We start from the raw sequence: 17,381 nt of genomic DNA, 5'->3' as shown, positions 1-17,381 counted from the left end.
GCGCCGGATTCGACACCGTGGCAACCAAGCCTCACATCGTGATTGTCATAGGCATGCACCGCAGCGGCACCTCGCTCGCTGCGGAGATGTTGACACGGCTGGGCGCCTGGACCCGCGATCGGCTCCTGGAGGCCAACGAATTCAATCCTCGCGGCTATTGGGAAGATGCCGACCTTGTCGGTCTGCACGACACCATCCTGGCAACCCTTGATCGGTCCTGGGGCGGCATACGCGCAAGCCTGCCAATGCCCGATGGATGGCTGGACAACCCGGCAATAACGGAGCCGAGACGGGAACTCGAGGCGTTTATCCGGGCCGGCGTAGAGGCCGCGAACGGCACCCCGTGGATGGTCAAGGATCCGCGCGTCTGCCGCTTGTTGCCGTTGTGGCAGGCGATCGCGGATGACTGCGGCATTCGGCTGGCTGGCGTGCTGTGCGCGCGCGCGCCGGACGCCGTTGCCGCATCGCTTGAGAAACGCGACGATCTGCCCCGCGCCTTCGGGCGGCTGTTGTGGCTCGTCAATAACGTGGATGCCTTGACCGCCGGTCGCGACCTCGTCGGCGCATCGATCTCCTATGACCGGTGGTTCACGGCCCCCGCAACCCAGGCCGCCATCCTTGCCGCGGCGATCGGAAGGACCTTGTCGGGAGCGGAGTTGGCGGCCGCTACGGGCGTCGTCAGCGATACGCTACGCCATCACGACAGCATTCTCGGCCATGGCATGGCCGACCAGCTTTATCGGCAACTCGATCTCTGGGCGGAGGAGGGAGAGCGGCCTGCTGCGCTGGACGATCTGGCCGACTGCGCCGTTGCGACACTTGCAGACGTCGCGCCCTGGATCGAAAGCACGAATGACCCGGAATACCTGCGCGACAACCTGGAAGTCATAGCCAAGGAATATCGGGTCGCATACCACGCATCGGCGGCCAAATGCGCCGAGCTCGAGACCGAGAATAACCGCCTTCGAAGCCTGGTCTGGCGCTTCGAACGCCCTCTCGGAGCGGTACGATCGTTGCGCAGGGCAATCAGACCGCCGGTCAAACGAACCGCCAACTAGGACCCGGCCTCTCGAGATCGGATCCAAATGCGATTTGAAACCGGCCTGACGGGGGCAAGGCAGCTCTCGTCCCCTCTGATATCGCGTGGCAGGCCCCCGGCAGTGCATCTATCGGCACAGTAGCGCGCGCCCCGTTACGGCGGCGGCAGTGGTATCCGCTGAAGGGCGGCTTTCCCGCTGCTCCGGCACCGGTTTTCGCGCAAGGCCCGGGTCTCGTTCACAGTCCCGATCGGCGCCGCCAGCGCGCCATCGTGAAAAGGCCGGGAATCCCCACCTTCCGGCGGCCCGAGCTTGTGGCTCATGGCACAATCGGAGCCGGCCCCCGACTTCAGCTGGAGGAAAACTCGGTGTGAGGTTATCGGCCCCACATCAGCATTGCCTTCGGTGAGACCGTCGATCTATGCTGGATTTTCCGCCAATCAAACAGCACTCCATGTTAGACCCTAACGCCGGGAACTGAATCGTCACCGGGTCCGGTCAGTGCTGCGGCCAGCCGTCTCTATCCAGCTGCAATTGGGGCAACGCACAGAGTATGCAATCTCGACCGCTTACAGCTTCTTATTACTATGATGAGATCGAAAAAACTGTAGCCAAGCATCTCGGGCCAATAAAAAGACGGTCGATCAGAAGCCTCATTAAAAAAGCCAGAAAATCGGAAGGCGACACCAGCGCGCTGACCGATCTGATATCAGCCATTATAGACAATAACTCCATTAACACTCAGAATAAAAGCAATGTAATTTTAGATATATGCAATATCCCCAAAGATGCAGGCGTGACGATTGCTATCTCGAAAATACTGGAAGAAAAGAAACTTGATAACGAGTCTTTTCGAAATCAATTCCGCGCGCTTGCCGGCGCTGTCGAGGGCTCGCCTGAGGAGATAGCGCAGGCTCTCAAAGATTTGTTCCGGCGCAATCCGAACGATAAGAAATTCGGCAACATCGCCATAAAGCATATCCTATCGAATATAGATTCGGTGTCCCTGCAAGGAATAGGCCTTCTAAAAAACTCGGACACGCTTACTCCCAAGAATATATTTCAGATCGCAGCGCAATTGCGCCGCGCAAAACGGACCGATGAAGCCTATTATATAGTCGAAATAGCGCAAATTAAGTTCCCCAAAAACATACAAATACTGAATCTGAAAATATTTCTATCCGTTTGGGCGGAGAGAGCGAATGACATCGATATATCCGTCAAGCAGCTCGTGAGACTCAGCACGTTCGAAAACAACCTGAATGATGTCTATGGCGAATTATCGATATTTATGCCGTCGGTAACCCGAGACATTCACGATTCCCTGTTTCCGGTACCAGACGCAGACGCAAAAACCGAACAGGCTCGTGTCTATGCTGCAATGGCCGGGCTCGTTGTCTCACAGTTGCGGCGACTGCGGGTCCTCCGGTTCGGGGAAGAGCGAGAGACGACATCCTTGGCCGACTGGGGTGTCTCGGTTTTTCGCGATGCCGAAACACGGAGTCTCTTTGCGGGAAATACTGCGCTCTTGCTGCTGAAGGCCGCGCTCGAATGTGACGAAAGCTCGGCGATCGCGCTGAGGCAATTGGCTGAACTGCATTCGGTCTACGGGGACCACGAAGCCGAAGTTGCCGTGTATGAGACCCTGTTGTCGTACGAGCCGGGCGATAAGGATATTCTTGCCCGTTACATGAAGGCGCTTTGCCAGATCGGCCGCCAAGACGACGCGGCATCCCTCGCCAGGGAATTTGCACACGGGGAGTATGAAGTCCGCGCTGCCCCGTTCGTACAGATCGAAGACTTCTCCGGGCGCCAGGACACGACCAGCGTATTCGAAGCCGCTTCGGGAAATGTGGACTTCACGGCCTATCGCAAGGACGACCGCAGATCCGTGTCACAGCCGGTCACATACGCCGAACTGGACGCCTTCCAGCTTCGTGATGTCACCGTTCTTGAGCACATCCGCCTGCTTGGCCCGCAAGGCGATTCGCTTTTCTTCGATCCGCGCATCGACATGTTGCCGCCGACCTCGGGTCTGATCGCCGCCGGCGATGCCGGAATGGTTTACCGCGCCCCCGCCACGGTCGAAAGGATCTCCGAAAAATCGATCTATCTCATGGGGCAACCCATGCAGTTCTTCAACTATTATCACGCGCTCATCCAAAACTACAGCAAGGTCCCCTACCTTCTGGAGAAGGGGTATTTCGACGACAGAGTTTTTGTTCTGCCCGACAACGTTCCGGTCTGGGTTGATGTTCTTCTCGAATTCCTCGGCATAGCCAAGGATCGCACGTTGCGGCTCGATCCGGATACTGCCTATGTCTTCGATGACCTCCTGCTGCCGACGCCGGCCCGCATGCTGTCTCTCCCCGATCCGGTCCTGCTCGACGCCCTGCGACGCAGGCTGGGGATCGGGGAAGCCGTTCCGAAAGGGCAAGGGAAGAGAATATTCTGGTCTCGGGAGTTCAGCGACACGCACCGCCGTCCCCTCATAAACGAGGACGAACTGCGCGATTTCGCCGTTGCGCGAGGCTTCGAGGTTGTCGATCCGGCAAAACTGACGCCACAGCAACAGGTTGAGCTATTGTCTCAGACGTCGATTGTCGCCGGACCGACCGGTGCGGCGTTTGCGAATCTGATTTTCGCGCCCCGCGGTATGGCCGCGATGTGCTTCGCTCCCCGGCAGTCGGCCAAGAACTACTATCCGGCACTCGGGCATGCGACCGGCTCGAGATTTGAATGGATGCTCGGCGAATTCCATCACGAAGGATTCCACGGAGCCGGCTTTCCGCAGTTGCCGTATTTCGTCGACATCGAGGTCTTCTCGGCGGCGCTGGACGACGTGGAGAAATAGACCGGCGCCGAACGACTCAATCGGTCCGTGCGTCGGTCACCGGAGACGGCAGGTCCGTGACTAACCGGTAAAAAAGGTGCCGATCGTCAGTCCAGATACTCCCCGAACCCGGCCGCCCGCATGGCGTCGGCGACGGCCGGATAGTTTCCGAGCAGTTCCTCCATCGGTTCGGGGACCATCCGGATCAGCGTCGTCTGGTCCGGCGTAACCGCATCGACGCCGAGAAACCCGCATACGCGTGCAAAGAACGCGTCCCTGTCGGCAAGCCAATCCTCATAGTAGACGGTTATCGACCGTGCGCCGGAACTTGCCACCTCCGCCTCGCTCGAGTCGTTTCCCGTCTTCATACGCCGGACGCGCTTCACCACGTCCGCGGGGTCCGGTGTCAGGCGGCGGCCGGCTTCCGGCTCGTAGTTGCCGCGGCTGTTGTAGACCCCGACCTGCTTGGCGACCATCCAGCTGATCACCTTCCGAAACACGTTGCGGCGGACCAAATGGATGATAGCGACATCACTCTCGCGGCAGAGATCCGGAAAGGCCGTGTTTTTGACGTGGGCCTCGAGCACCTTGAATCCCAATGCTTGCGGCGCCGGGATCGCCTTCGATTCGATGTACTGCCAGTAGGCCCCGAAACTGTCAGGGGATATGGCCGTATCATCGTCCTCTTCGGCGAACAGCTTGTAGGGAAGCACGCGATCGATCGTGTTGGCCTTTTCGGGATAGTCCTTGCCGAATTTCTCGAAGGCCGCCGCAACGGCATCGAGCGGCCGTGGGCGCACTATCTCCGAGTGGCAGATCACCCGCGGGTGATTGTTCAGCTCATCCACGATGGCGGACGATCCGGTTCGACCCGTCGCATAAATTACAAAACGCTGCACTTCATCTCTCCGCTGGACGCGATTGCGCCTTTGGTGTCGGGCGGCCGGGCGTGGCGGCGTTGCGCCCGCGCGCTCAGAGCCGCCAAAGCTTGGCGTGGGCGCGCAGGTTCAGCTTGTGCTCCGTGGCGAATGCCCCCGATTGCCGCTGGCCTGCCGGTACGCTCCGGCCGACTACGGCGCCGAGCTCGATACTCGCCCCATCGCCAATCTGGATAAAATTGCTGATCACCGCCGACGGACCAATCCAGACATCCTCTCCGATCGTCGTAAAGCCGGCGACCTGGGCGCCTCCGGCAAGGATGGTTCGCGCTCCGATGTCCACGCCGTGTGCCACCAGGGTGCCGGGACCGAGAACGACCTCCTCCCCGATCATCGTGGAATCGTTGAATATCGTTTTCTGGACGATTGCCCCTGCGAGCACCTGCGCCCCGCGCGCAAGGTGCGTGCCACCGCCGTGCTCGACCTTGACGCGGTCATTCCCGAATTGCTTGTAGAAGTGCCCCTCGACGCCGACGAGCGCGCCCGGGCCGATAAAGACGTCGTCCTCGAGGATCGTGTCGTCGCAGACGATCGCTCCGGGAGAAATGACGACGTTCTCGCCGATGATGCAACGCTCCGTCACCTGGGCGGAGGGGTGGATCCGCGCGGAAGCCGCCTGGCGCGGTTCGAATTCCGGGCGCAAGCCATGATCGAGAACGAGCCTGTTGTGGATCTCGTAGAACGCCTTGAGGGGCAACTCAGAGACAACGACCCCGAGATCCGGACGCGCATGATCCGCCAGTTCGCGTGTCGTCACGATGGCCGCCATCGAGGGCTTCTCGTTGGCCAGCTTGAGATACTTTTTCGTCGCCGCGCAGCACAGCGTTCCCGGCTCCGTGCTGAAGGCGAAATCGGTCCGGGCGAAGGCGCCGTCGCGTATGACGGCTTCGGTCGTCACCGACGACAACTGGAACATCGCGTTACCCTTTTTCGTTCGCGGCCCGGCCAGGCAAACTGTCACCGCAAGGCGGCGCGAACGCCGTCTATAACGCGACCGACCTCCTCGTTGGTCAGATGTGGCCCGATGGGCAGACTGAGGCACGTTTCCGAGATTGCTTCGGCAACGGGAAACGAGGAATCCGGAAACAACGCCCTGTAGGCGCCCTGGCGATGGATGGGGACGGGGTAATGGATAATGGTCGGAACGCCAAGCTCCTCGAGCCGTGCGGCAAGCCGATCCCGTTCCGCCGTCCTGACGACATATAGGTGCCAGACCTGACGCGCCGGATCGTCCTCGAGTTCCGGCAGGGTCAGCCCGGCGCAGTCCTTCAGCTCGGCGTCATAGGTTCTCGCGATCTCCTGCCGCCGGCGCGTCCATTCATCGAGCACGGCCAGCTTGACCGACAGGACCGCCGCCTGGATTTCGTCCATGCGGGCGTTCACTCCGACATAGTCGTGGACATACTTTTCCGGCGACCCGTAGTTCGACAGGTCCCGAACCCGCGTGGCCAGTTCGCCATCGTCGGTCGTGACGGCTCCGGCGTCGCCGAACGCGCCGAGATTCTTGCCCGGGTAGAAGCTGAATGCCGCGGCATCTCCCAGAGCGCCGGCGCGCACGCCGTCGATCGCCGCGCCATGCGCCTGCGCGGCGTCTTCGACGATCCGGATATCGCGTCCAGCCACGGCCCGCCGCAGCGCCACGACGTCCGTCACGGTGCCATAGAGATGGACCGGGATGATTGCCCTGGTTCGTCCCGTTATCGAGGCAGCAGCCTTGCCGAGATCCATGTTCATCGTGGCCGGATCCGCGTCGACCGGCACAGGCGTCGCTCCCGTCCGGCTGACGGCGAGCCATGTCGCTATGAAGGTGTGTGCGGGAACGATGACCTCGTCGCCCGGGCCGATCCTGTACGCCGCCAAAATCGCGTACAGCGCATCCAGGCCGTTGCTGGATCCGACGGCAAACCGGGTTCCGCAATAGGCAGCGAAATCACGCTCGAACGTTACGGTGCGGTCGCCCCGCAGATACCATCCGGAGTCCAGCGTCTCGGCAACTGCGCGGTCGATCGGCTCGCGCAGCACGTCGTACGTGTATCGGACACTCAGGAAGTCCACGGCCCGCTTACCGTCCGGAATTTCCGCTGATGTATCGGAGATAATCTTCTTTTTTGTAGATGTAGTCGCCTTTGTCGAAAAGCTCGGAGGCGAGCACGGCGATTACGGTCCCTTCCTCCTTGATCAGGATCCGCCGCCAGAAACCGGCAGGCACATAGATCCCCACATCGCGGGAGGAGAGTTCGAACGTCTCTTCCCGGCTTCCGTCCCAAAACATCACTTCGGCACTGCCGGAAAGGCAAAGCATGACCTGCTGCAACGTCTTGTGGGCGTGTTCGCCGCGCACGGTGTTCTTCGGCATGTCGAACATGAAATAGAGGCGCTTCGCCGCGAACGGCAGGGACTGTCCCTCCACCACGCCGAGATTGCCCCGTTCGTCCTCATACAGCGAGACTGGCACCAAAGTCGGCCACCGGCCGTAGGTGCCCGGACTGGGTGTATCGCTTAAGACTGCAGGTTGTCGTACGAGCGTCATCCGAGTGCCTATGTCTTCAAACTTGTATCGACCGCTAATGACCGAGACGGCGATTTTTCGTCGGATTGCAACCTAGATCACCACGTTTGTCTGCACAGGTGGGGTGACGCGTTCCGTGACCACAAACAACGTTAGCTACAACCGCAGCTACAGTGGGGGATACAGGCTGTCCTCGTTTAGCCCCCCGCGAAATGTCAGTCAATCGACATCTCAGGCCCCGGAAAGGGTGCGCCATACGGAACCGCCATGCGGCACAACGACGAACAGCGGCGCTGGTGGCCCGCCGGCGCTGACCAGGGCATGGAAGAGGCCGCTTCCCCCTCGCAAGCCGATCGTCCGTCAGCCAGAAGCGACCCCGCTCCATCGGCCCTCTCCTCGCGGAGACGGTGACCATGCCATGCCGATCGACTGCCCCCCTTTTAAGGGCCGCCCCAGCACCGGAAACGTGCGCTCTAGGAATGCTTTGAATTTACGAATTGAATTTTATTATAAACGTCATACGACCTATTCAATTTGGGAAGACTTCTCCCGACAGAATCTCTTATTGAGTTCAGGTCGACATCACCGTCCTTCGGAGAGACATTGATTGTCTTCTCCGGAATGTCCTTCCCGATCTTCCGCGCCAGGTAATCGTGGACGGATGGTTTTTCCCCATACTTGAATATGGATATATCCGGAATATTTCCATCGGGATCGAGAATAAACTCGACCGATGAACTCACCTTCGCGAAAGGCGGAGGGGACTCCTCGTTCCAGGCATTCAGGAACTCCAGGAACGTGACATTACTAGTCCGATTCTCTTCAATCTTAATGCTGTCGCGCTGACGATATCTGTACCAGGAATAAAGCGACTCTATAGGATCTCTCACGCAGACGACAATTTCGTAGTTTTTCGCAAAATACGAAAACATCCGCGTAAATTGCCTGTAGTTTATATGCTTGGACAAGGACGGCCCAACCGAGCCAAAATCCGCATACTGCCGAAACGAAACCTCAATAGAGGTGGTTCCGGTCTTTGGATTTGCGAGATATACGAAATTATGGCGTCGCGAGATCAGCATATTGTTTTTTGGCGGGCTATTACAGATTGCGTTTTTATGACCGCGCCGGCGGCTTTGCGGTCAGAGGCGCCACAATTTATGTGACGGCCTGACCGCGCACAAGCCTGTCTCGGCTCGCATCATTTTCTGATCCCGGAGAAGCTGGGGCATTCGAAAGTCGGGCCTTGCGCGAAAGTATCCCCTGTTCCGATAGGTGCGGAAGACGATGCCGCGTCTCCGCATCATCGCGGTCAACAGACGCGGCAATCTCGTCGAGCAGCATACCTTTGGAGCGGTTGATCGAGCGCGCGGCGACCGCGCGCGCCGGCTAGCGCCACCGCGACGTCATTCGCGGCGCCGCCATGTCTAATAGCGCTGCAGGCCCAGTTCGCTGACGTCGACGTCGGGCGTTTGCCCCGAGATCAGATCCGCGAGAACCCGCGCCGAGCCGCAGGCCATCGTCCACCCCAGCGTGCCGTGCCCCGTATTGAGATACAGCCCGCCGATGCGGGTCCCGCCGACGATCGGAGGTCCGTCCGGTGTCATCGGCCTGAGGCCGCACCAGAACGTCGCCTTGTCCATCTGACCGCCGCCGCCGAACAGGTCGCCGACCGAAAAATCGAGCGGGCCTCGCCGGCCGGGCCGCAGCGAAAGGTCGTATCCGGCGATCTCGGCGGTGCCGCCGACCCGGATCGACGATCCCAGCCTGGTGATGGCGATCTTGTAGGTTTCGTCCATGACCGTGGAAACCGGCGCGCGCGCCTCGTCCGCGATCGGCAGCGTGATCGAGTATCCCTTCACCGGATAGACCGGCAGGCGCAGGCCCAACGGGCGAACGAGCGCGGGCGAATAGCTGCCGAACGCCACCACGATCGCATCGGCATCGATGACGCCCTCGCTCGTGGCGACGCCCGTTGCGCGGCGGCCATCGTGCAGGACCCCGGAAACCGTGACGCCATAGCGGAAATCGACCGACGCGGCGGCGAGCGCGGCAAGGTTGCTGGTGAACACCTGGCAGTTGCCGGTTTCGTCTCCGGGAAGGCGCAGTCCGCCGACGAACTTCTCACGCACGTTGGCGAGCGCAGGCTCCGCGGAGACACAGCCGTCCCGGTCCAGGAGCTCGTGGCGGACGCCGTACTGCTTCAGCACGTCGATGTCGCCGCCGACGCCGTCGACCTGCTTCTGGGTGCGGAACAGCTGGAGCGTTCCGCGGCTGCGCTCGTCGTAGGCGATGCCGGTTTCCGCGCGCAGCGCCTGCAGGCAGTCGCGGCTGTACTCGGCCAGCGGCACCATGCGCCCCTTGTTGACCGCATAGCGGGCCGCGGTGCAGTTGCGCAGCATCTGCATGAGCCACGACCACATCGTCGGATCCAGGCGCGGACGAACGGCGAGCGGCCCGTGCTTCATCAACAGCCACTTGACGGCCTTGAGCGGCACGCCCTGGTTGGCCCATGGCGATGCGTAGCCGGGCGAGACCTGGCCCGCATTGGCGAAGCTCGTCTCCATCGCCGGACCGCTCTGCCGGTCCAGCACCGTGACGTCATGTCCGGCCTTGGCGAGATAGTAGGCGGAGGTCACGCCGATGACGCCTCCACCGAGGACAACAACTTTCATTCCGATTTCTCCCGCTTCAGGACCTGACCCGACAGGTGGCGCAGCGCCGCCCGGCAGAACGCCGCGCTTCGAATGGGCCCGCTTGGATTGGATAGAGAGCGCATCCGGCGGACATCCTTCGCCCGGCGGACATGCGTTGATTTTGGGTGTGCTGCTCGAAGGACCGGAACGGCGCCTGCTGGAGCCGGTGCGAAGGGCATCGGGGCAAAGGCGGCGCCGTCAAGCCACGCGCCTGCCCCCTCATGCGCCGTGCGCGTTCCGCTGAAAATCTGAAAGCCTTCGGCTGTCGGCCGACAGCCTGCGAATTGCGTTGTCATCACGCGTCTCCACCGAGTCGCCGGTGGCGGACCCGGAAATCAAGATCAAATTGTGTGGTGCTTGGATTTCCGGCCCCCGGTCGACGGCCTTACGGCCGCGCCAGGGCTATATGCGTGCGATGAGGCTGCCCGCGTGGTTGCAAAACCTCACGCGGCTCCTGGAAGGCGCTCGACGGAACAGTCTCTTGAACACGAAGGCCAAAACCATCGTATGACAACGCTACAAGCGACCGGACAATACCGGTTTTGTCCCGCGTTGCAAGGCTAAGCCGGTCCGCGAAGATCGGACACTATGGTTGACCATGATCGGCAGCCCGCCGCTCTTGAACAAGAGGTGTATCGGCGATGTCCCTGCCGTCGGGGCGGTTACACCAGGATCCGGGTGATGGCGGGAAACGCCGCGATCACTATGGTGACGGCCAGCATCGCCAGAACGAAGGGCGCCGCGCCCAGGAAGATGTCCTGCAATGTCGCGAACTTGTCGGGTAACGTCCCTTTGACGACGTAGATGGACAGTCCGAATGGCGGGGTGAGCAAGCCGATTTCGACCGCGATGACCGTGACGATTCCGAACCACAGCGGGTCGCCGCCCAGGGTGGCGAGGATCGGCAGCATGATCGGAAGGACGATCAGGATGATGGAAACGGAATCCAGGATCATCCCGAGCGCGATCAATATCAGGATGTAAAGGGTCAGAAATCCGAACATGCCGAAACCGGCGTCGCCGATATAGTCGGCGACGTTCATCGGGATCGTCGAGAGGGTCAGCATCCGGCTGTACAGGCTGGCCGCGATCATCAGGAACAGGATCGAGGCGGAGATCTGCCCGGTCTCCATGAGCACCCGCCGCAGCGTCTCGAAAGTCAGCCGCCCGCGCAACAAGGCGATGACCAGGGCGCCGAAGGCGCCGACGGCACCGGATTCGGTCGGCGTGAACAGCCCCATATAGATGCCGCCGATCACCATCGTGACGAGCGCGAGGATCGGCAGGAGATTCACCAGGATGTCGCGTCCGGAGACCTGCTCGACCGCGTCGATCTGCTCCGTCTTGCCGATGAAGCTTGGCGCGAGATATCCGATCATCAGTATCCCGACGATGAACGCGCCGGAAAGCATCAGGCCGGGAATGATCGCGGCGATGAAAAGGCTGCCGACGGATACCTCGGATATCAGCCCGTACACGATCAGCAGAAGGCTCGGCGGGATCAGCATGCCGAGCACGGAACTGCCGGCGACGACCCCGACGGAGAAGCGCCGCGAATAGCCATGCTTCGCCATCTGCGGCACGGCGACCCGCGTGAACACGGCGGCCGACGCGATGGAGCTTCCCGTAATCGCCGCGAAGATCGCGTTTGCGAAGACCGTCGCCACGCCAAGCCCGCCGCGCAGCTTTCTGAGCAGGCTGGCTGCGACGGCGAAGGCATCGCGCCCGACATCGGCCAGGTCGACCAGCAGTCCCATCAGGACGAACAGCGGGATCACCGCGAACTGATAGGTCCCGATCGAGCCGGTCGCCGCGAGACCGAGCGAGTTCTCGGCGATAACCGGGCTGCCGCGGACGAGCCAGATCCCGATGAACGACAAGACGATCAGGGCGATTGCGATCGGCATGCCGGTGGCGAGCAGCAGCAGCATGCCGAATATCGAGATGATGCCGGCCTGCACAGGCGACAGATCCGCCAGGAAGTTCAAGGCGATATAGCCGCCGATAATGCCGACGAAGGCGAGGATCGCCAGCCAGACCTGCGCGCGCGATTCACGACCCGCTGACGCCTCCGCGGTTGCATCGAAGGCGACGCGGCGGCTCACCAGCGCGGCGATGTCGGACAGTACGAAGACGACGAACTGCACCAGCGCGAGAGCGCACCCCAGAATGAAGGCCGCCTTGAACGGCACCACCGGGATGGTGAACGCCCCCTCGGCGCCGACAAACTCGCCCTCTCGATAGGCGTCGACGAAATCGGGAATCGCCCACAGGAGTATCTCGAGAAAGACGAATACGCCGGCAAGCGAGAATACCAGGTGGAAGACGCGCGCCGCGGTGGGGACATGCTCTTCGGCTTTGCGCAGCACCATTTCGACGCGCATCAGTCGGCCCGTACGGATCGCCAGGCCCAGTTGCAGGAACGTGCAACCGACAATCGACATCGCGACGAATTCCGGAACGCCCGGGATCGGATGGTTGAACAGGCCCCTCGACGCGATGTCCGCGCAGATGAGGCCCATCATCACGAAGATCCAGAACGATCCGGCGCCTGCGGTCCACGCAACCACATTCGGCCAAAGAGCCTGGACCAGGCCGAAAAGCCTGATCGAATTACCGGTGGCGCGCGACAACATCAGACACCTCGTCAAGACCCCCCGCCCGGGCGTGAATGATCACGCCCGGGATAACCGACAAGCTCAGAGATTTTCATCCCAGTTGCGCAGCGGCTCCACGCCGCGGGCGCGCATGGCATCCATATAGGCCTTCATGATCTTTCTGGCCGGAAGCCCGCGCTCCTCGTTGGCGGCCACCCAGTCGGCGGCCAGATCGGGCAGACCGTTCGCCCACTGCAGCCGTTCCTCGGCGGAGAGCTCGGTAATCGTCGCCCCGGCGGCTTCCATCTTCTCGAGCGCCATGTCGTAGCTTGCGGCCACTTCCTTGGCGTGGACGGCACTGTATTCCCGACCCAGTTTGGCGAGGACTTTCTGGACGTCCTCCGGCAGCCGGTTCCAGGTGTCCTTGTTCACCGCAAACCCGCCGATCGTCGTGGCGCCCATTTCCACCAGGGTGATATGGGGCGCCACTTCATGGAGCTTGAACGAGAAGGCGCCGTTCGGGATGACAACGGTGCCCTCGGCAACGCCGGTCTGGATCTGCATGTAGTAGGAAGGCAGGCCACCGGAGACGAAGGCCGCCCCCGTACCGTCCAGCCACGGGCCGAGCGCGGTGGCACCGACGATCTTCCTGCCCTTCAGGTCCGCCAGGGAGTTCACCGGGAACGACGTGAACAGGTGATAGGTGTCGGACACGGTGGCGCCGAGGAAGACGAGATTGTTCTTGTCCCACTCCGCCTTCATTTCCGGGATCGTGTCGTTGAGTTCGTTGAGAACGTCGACGGCGATTTCCACGTCGCTGGTCACGAACGGGGTCGCGAACATGATGTTCTGCAGCGGCATCTTGGCCGGCTCCCAGAGCGACCCGACCCAGCCCATGTCGGTCACGCCCTGCTCCACCGCCTCGAGCGTTTCCTTGAAGTCGTAGAGAACGCCGCCGAACGCCTCGGTCCATTCGATGCGGTAGTCGCTTCCCATCGCTTCGAGTTCGTCGTTTGCGTTGGCGACGACGTGGGTCTTCAGCGCGGCCACCCACGGCACGACGGCGGCGTGGCTCGACGAGATGGTCAGGCGAACCTTTTCTTCCGCCTGCGCTTGCCCCGGCAGTCCGACAAACATCAACGCGGCGACGATTGCGAGTATTCGAAACATTGCTTTCCTCCGTTTTCGGACCGGCGGCAGCCGACCAGATTCTTGCACCTTTGAACCGCGGTTGCGGCCGTCTAGTTGGGGCGCGGCCGGGATGGTCCCGGGCCGGCGCCGCTATCGAGCCCCCCTATGCAATCGATCGCATTCGGCGGTATGCCAAAGCGTGTCCTCGCTCGCACATTGCCTTCAGCCTTTGGGAAACACGGCGATCATGTCGAGTTCGACACGGGCCCCGGGCGTTGACAGCGAGTTCACGCAGATCATCGTGCTGGCCGGCTTCCAGTCGCCGAAATACTCGTTCAGCACGACGTTCAAACCGTCCTGGTCGCGCATGTCGGTGAGATACTTCGTGACCTTCACCACGTCGGTCCAGGTCAGCCCTTCGTGGTCCAGGATCGACTTGATCGACGCCATGGCATTGTGGACCTGGGTGCCGATGTCGTTGGCGTGATTGTGCTCGTGCCACTGATGCGGATGGGCGTGATAGAGCGGCGAGGCCGTGGAGCCCGAGATGAACAGGAGATCGCCCGGTGCCTCGATCCGAATGGCCGGCGCGTAGGGCATGTCTTGATGGCGCTCGGGAATCGTCTGGATCTCTTTCACCGAGGAATTGCTCGGGGACGAGCGAAATGCCGGTCCACGTTTCGACGTCTGCATTGAATGCCCTCTATCAGTCTCGATCGCTTGCGATCCGTGGCTCGAGGCTTCTGGCCCCGGATACGTGAGGCCGGAAACTCCAGGCCGGATATCCAAGGCTTCCGGATCGCACGCCATTGACTAGAATTCTTTGGGACAGGGGTTTCAATGCGGGCGGTTTGCATTTGGCAAGCGGCCAGCACCAGTTGGCCCGGATTCATAAATCGGGCTCGAAATTCGGAACTATTGTTGAATGCAGCACCGCCGGATGCGCTAGGGTGTGAACGGTCGTCACCAGGGAAAATATCCTCGGACAGGGAATAGGCCTAGGCATGACACGAGCGGTCGCGATCTCGAACGAGCCGAACAGAGCGGTCTGGCTGAAACAGGATCCGGACCTGGAGCGGGGCCCCGTTTCCGGTTTCGTCTTCAGTTCTCTCGACGCGCGACAGGTCCCGACTCATCTGCACCGGCGCGCACAGCTTATCCATGTCGTGCGCGGCGTCTCCGTCGTCACCTGCGACCAGACGTCCTGGACGTTGCCGCCGCAGCGCGCGATCTGGATCCCGTCTGGAACCCCGCACAGCGTCCGCTATCCGCAGACATCGGAAATGCGGAGCCTCTTCTTCGATACTGCACGGCTTAGCGACGGCGCGCCAGGGACCGTGCAGGTCTATCAGCTCGACAACCTGAGCCGGGCCTTGCTCTGCGAGGCGGCGGAACTCGACTGGGGGGGCGAGCCGTGTCGGGTCGAGCAGTTGATGCTCGACCTGCTCTTCGCGCGCCTGAATGGCTGCTCGGACGTCGGCCACGTCCTGCCCGGCGCACGGGATCCGCGCCTGCACCGGGTCATGGACTATCTTCGCGACCGTCCCGGCGACAATTCCACGCTGGACGAGCTGGCCGGGATCGGCGCATGCAGCCGCCGCACGCTCGCGCGGCTCTTCAACGAGGAGACGGGCATGTCTCCCGCACTCTGGCGTCGTCAGATGCGCATGGGTCTGGCATTGGAGATGCTGGCCGCCGGGAACCCGATCACGAAGATCGCCTGGGACCTCGGGTATTCGACGACCGGCAATTTCACGGTCGCCTTCAAGGCGACATTCGGCACCAAGCCAAGCAAGTACTTTCAATAGGCAAGGGTGAGACCGGCATGGCCGGCGCCGACATACGGCGACGACCGTCGCCGGCCGGACAGGCGTTCCGGAAACCTAAGGTCACGCCAGCCTGTGGTCACACCAGTTCGGCGGACGCCGCCTGGAGAGGCCCCTGCTCCTGCTTGCCGCCCAGATTGTTCTCGATCCCCTGGAGCGACAGCTGCTCCTCGATCTTGCGCATCAAGAGCGCGGCCGCGTCGGCGAACTCCGCCGGATCGGCCCAGGTCGCGGCCGGCTCGAGGAAGGGACGGGCGTCGGCCGCGGCATCCGTTGGGACCTGCGTTCCCCAAACCGGATCGACCCGGTAGGAAACGCCGTCCAGCTCCCCGGTCAGCGCGGCGTTCAAGAGGGCGCGGGTCGCCTCGATCGGCATGCGCCGCCCCTTGCCATAACCGCCGCCGGTCCATCCGGTGTTCACCAGCCAGACCCTGGCGCCGCTCTCCTTGAGACGCTGCTCGAACAGGCCGGCATAGACCTCCGGCCGGCGTGTCAGGAACGGGGCGCCGAAGCACGTCGAGAAGGTCGGCGATGGCGATGTAACGCCGCGCTCGGTGCCCGCCACCTTGGACGTGAACCCGAGCAGGAAGCAGGTGCGTGCCTGCTCCGGCGAGAGCCGCGAGATCGGCGGCGTGACGCCGAAGGTATCGCAGGTCAGAAGGAAGACGTTTCGCGGCTGCCCGCCGCGCGAACCCGGCGCTGCGTTGCGCAGGACGGTCAACGGATAGGCCGCGCGCGTGTTCTCGGTCAGGCTCTCGTCGTCGAGGTCGAGCGCCCGCGTCTCTTCGTCCAGGGCGACGTTCTCCAGAACGGTCGAGAACGAATGCGTCGCGGCCCAGATATCCGGCTCGCTTTTCTCGCTGAGACGGATGGTTTTCGCGTAGCAGCCGCCTTCGAAGTTGAACACGCCGTCGTCGGACCAGCCGTGTTCGTCATCGCCGATCAGCATGCGCGTCGCGTCGGCGGACAGCGTGGTCTTGCCCGTGCCGGAAAGGCCGAAAAAGATTGCCACATCGTCGGCATCGCCGATCGCGTGATTGGCCGAACAGTGCATCGGCAGGATTCCGCGCCCGGGATAGGTGTGGTTCAGGATGGTGAAGGCGGCTTTCTTGTTCTCGCCGGAATACTCGGTACCGCCGATCAGGACCAGGCGCTGATCGAAGCTGATGGCGACCACGGTCTCGCTCCGGCACCCGTGGCGACCGGGGTCCGCCCTGAAGCCGGGCACGTTCACGATCGTGTATTCGGGCGCGTAGGCGGCGAGCGTGTCGGGGTCCGGCCGGCGCAACAGATGGCGCAGAAACAGGGCGTGCCAGCTGTACTCGGCGACGAGCCGCACATTAACCGCATGCGCCGGATCGGCGCCGCATACGAGATCCTGCACCTCCACCGACTTGTCCGCGAGATAGCCGAAGACGTCGGCCTTGAGGCGCTCGAAGGCGTCCGGGGACATGTCATTGTTCCCCTCCCACCAGATGTCCGCCTCGGAGGACGGCTCACGGACGATATGCTTGTCCTTCGGGGAGCGGCCGGTGAACTTGCCGGTCCTGACGACCAGGGCGCCATCCTTGCTCAATCGGCCTTCGCTCTTCTGCAGCGCACGCTCGAGCAGCGGGACCTCGAAAGCGTTGTAGCGCGCGTCGGCGACGGAAATCCCTTGAGATGCCAATGCACTGCGCGGATTCCAGATCCCGGCCTCGATCATCGGTGAGTTGCTCCTAGCTCGTAATCTTCTGCGCAGCGGCAGCCCGTTCGGCGCGATCCAGTATCAGGCGCCGGCCGTAGCTGCAATCGTATGCATGCCTTTTGTGGCA

At 62.0% G+C, this 17,381-nt stretch carries 12 protein-coding genes; 3 read left to right on the top strand and 9 right to left on the bottom strand.

What is annotated here, in order from left to right; translation table 11 throughout:
• Window positions 1–17: 17 nt before the first annotated feature.
• The gene (locus MUB46_RS22400; RefSeq protein WP_261618202.1) at window positions 18–1,058 is read left to right on the top strand and encodes a sulfotransferase family protein; all 1,041 of its coding nucleotides are present in this window, start codon (window positions 18–20) and stop codon (window positions 1,056–1,058) included.
• 532 nt (window positions 1,059–1,590) lie between these two features.
• On the top strand, window positions 1,591–3,891 hold the full coding sequence (locus tag MUB46_RS22395) for a glycosyltransferase 61 family protein (RefSeq protein ID WP_261618201.1): 2,301 nt from the start codon (window positions 1,591–1,593) through the stop codon (window positions 3,889–3,891).
• 86 nt (window positions 3,892–3,977) lie between these two features.
• Here MUB46_RS22395 and MUB46_RS22390 read toward each other — a convergent pair whose 3' ends face one another.
• The 8 genes from MUB46_RS22390 to MUB46_RS22350 all read right to left on the bottom strand — a co-directional run bounded on the left by MUB46_RS22390 (window position 3,978) and on the right by MUB46_RS22350 (window position 14,380).
• Window positions 3,978–4,769, bottom strand: a complete 792-nt coding sequence (locus MUB46_RS22390) for a sulfotransferase (protein ID WP_261618200.1) — start codon at window positions 4,767–4,769, stop codon at window positions 3,978–3,980.
• A gap of 73 nt (window positions 4,770–4,842) precedes the next feature.
• Window positions 4,843–5,724 (bottom strand): LbetaH domain-containing protein, encoded by an 882-nt coding sequence (locus tag MUB46_RS22385; protein WP_261618199.1) that lies wholly within the window; start codon window positions 5,722–5,724, stop codon window positions 4,843–4,845.
• Window positions 5,725–5,765: 41 nt separating this feature from the next.
• A complete protein-coding gene (locus tag MUB46_RS22380; protein ID WP_261618198.1) occupies window positions 5,766–6,863 on the bottom strand; it encodes a DegT/DnrJ/EryC1/StrS family aminotransferase in 1,098 nt (365 codons plus the stop codon).
• Between the two features lie 7 nt (window positions 6,864–6,870).
• Complete coding sequence (locus tag MUB46_RS22375) at window positions 6,871–7,338, bottom strand: sugar 3,4-ketoisomerase (protein ID WP_261618197.1); 468 nt, start codon at window positions 7,336–7,338, stop codon at window positions 6,871–6,873.
• Between the two features lie 1,406 nt (window positions 7,339–8,744).
• Complete coding sequence (locus tag MUB46_RS22370) at window positions 8,745–9,992, bottom strand: D-amino acid dehydrogenase (RefSeq protein ID WP_261618196.1); 1,248 nt, start codon at window positions 9,990–9,992, stop codon at window positions 8,745–8,747.
• A gap of 683 nt (window positions 9,993–10,675) precedes the next feature.
• Window positions 10,676–12,649, bottom strand: a complete 1,974-nt coding sequence (locus tag MUB46_RS22365; RefSeq protein WP_315902776.1) for a TRAP transporter large permease subunit — start codon at window positions 12,647–12,649, stop codon at window positions 10,676–10,678.
• Between the two features lie 63 nt (window positions 12,650–12,712).
• A complete protein-coding gene (locus MUB46_RS22355; RefSeq protein ID WP_261618195.1) occupies window positions 12,713–13,780 on the bottom strand; it encodes a C4-dicarboxylate TRAP transporter substrate-binding protein in 1,068 nt (355 codons plus the stop codon).
• Between the two features lie 183 nt (window positions 13,781–13,963).
• A complete protein-coding gene (locus MUB46_RS22350) occupies window positions 13,964–14,380 on the bottom strand; it encodes a RidA family protein (protein ID WP_261618194.1) in 417 nt (138 codons plus the stop codon).
• 365 nt (window positions 14,381–14,745) lie between these two features.
• Here MUB46_RS22350 and MUB46_RS22345 point away from each other — a divergent pair, with 365 nt between their 5' ends.
• The gene (locus tag MUB46_RS22345; protein WP_261618193.1) at window positions 14,746–15,549 is read left to right on the top strand and encodes an AraC family transcriptional regulator; all 804 of its coding nucleotides are present in this window, start codon (window positions 14,746–14,748) and stop codon (window positions 15,547–15,549) included.
• Between the two features lie 97 nt (window positions 15,550–15,646).
• On the opposite strand, the gene MUB46_RS22340 is transcribed toward MUB46_RS22345, so the two are convergent.
• Window positions 15,647–17,272 carry a phosphoenolpyruvate carboxykinase (ATP) gene (locus MUB46_RS22340; protein ID WP_261618192.1) on the bottom strand — a complete coding sequence of 542 codons (1,626 nt, stop codon included), beginning with the start codon at window positions 17,270–17,272 and terminating at the stop codon, window positions 15,647–15,649.
• Between the last annotated feature and the right edge of the window lie 109 nt (window positions 17,273–17,381).

Source organism: Microbaculum marinisediminis (assembly GCF_025397915.1).
Classification (GTDB): domain Bacteria; phylum Pseudomonadota; class Alphaproteobacteria; order Rhizobiales; family Tepidamorphaceae; genus Microbaculum; species Microbaculum marinisediminis.
Note: the sequence above shows the minus strand (reverse complement) of the source record. Positions and strands in the feature narration are given on the sequence as shown.

Excerpts from the sequence above, each read along its gene's own strand:
- MUB46_RS22395 (WP_261618201.1), top strand. The coding sequence starts at position 1,591 with ATGCAATCTCGACCGCTTACAGCTTCTTATTACTATGATGAGATCGAA.
- MUB46_RS22385 (WP_261618199.1), bottom strand. The coding sequence starts at position 5,724 with ATGTTCCAGTTGTCGTCGGTGACGACCGAAGCCGTCATACGCGACGGC.
- MUB46_RS22375 (WP_261618197.1), bottom strand. The coding sequence starts at position 7,338 with ATGACGCTCGTACGACAACCTGCAGTCTTAAGCGATACACCCAGTCCG.
- MUB46_RS22370 (WP_261618196.1), bottom strand. The coding sequence starts at position 9,992 with ATGAAAGTTGTTGTCCTCGGTGGAGGCGTCATCGGCGTGACCTCCGCC.
- MUB46_RS22365 (WP_315902776.1), bottom strand. The coding sequence starts at position 12,649 with ATGTTGTCGCGCGCCACCGGTAATTCGATCAGGCTTTTCGGCCTGGTC.
- MUB46_RS22355 (WP_261618195.1), bottom strand. The coding sequence starts at position 13,780 with ATGTTTCGAATACTCGCAATCGTCGCCGCGTTGATGTTTGTCGGACTG.
- MUB46_RS22345 (WP_261618193.1), top strand. The coding sequence starts at position 14,746 with ATGACACGAGCGGTCGCGATCTCGAACGAGCCGAACAGAGCGGTCTGG.
- MUB46_RS22340 (WP_261618192.1), bottom strand. The coding sequence starts at position 17,272 with ATGATCGAGGCCGGGATCTGGAATCCGCGCAGTGCATTGGCATCTCAA.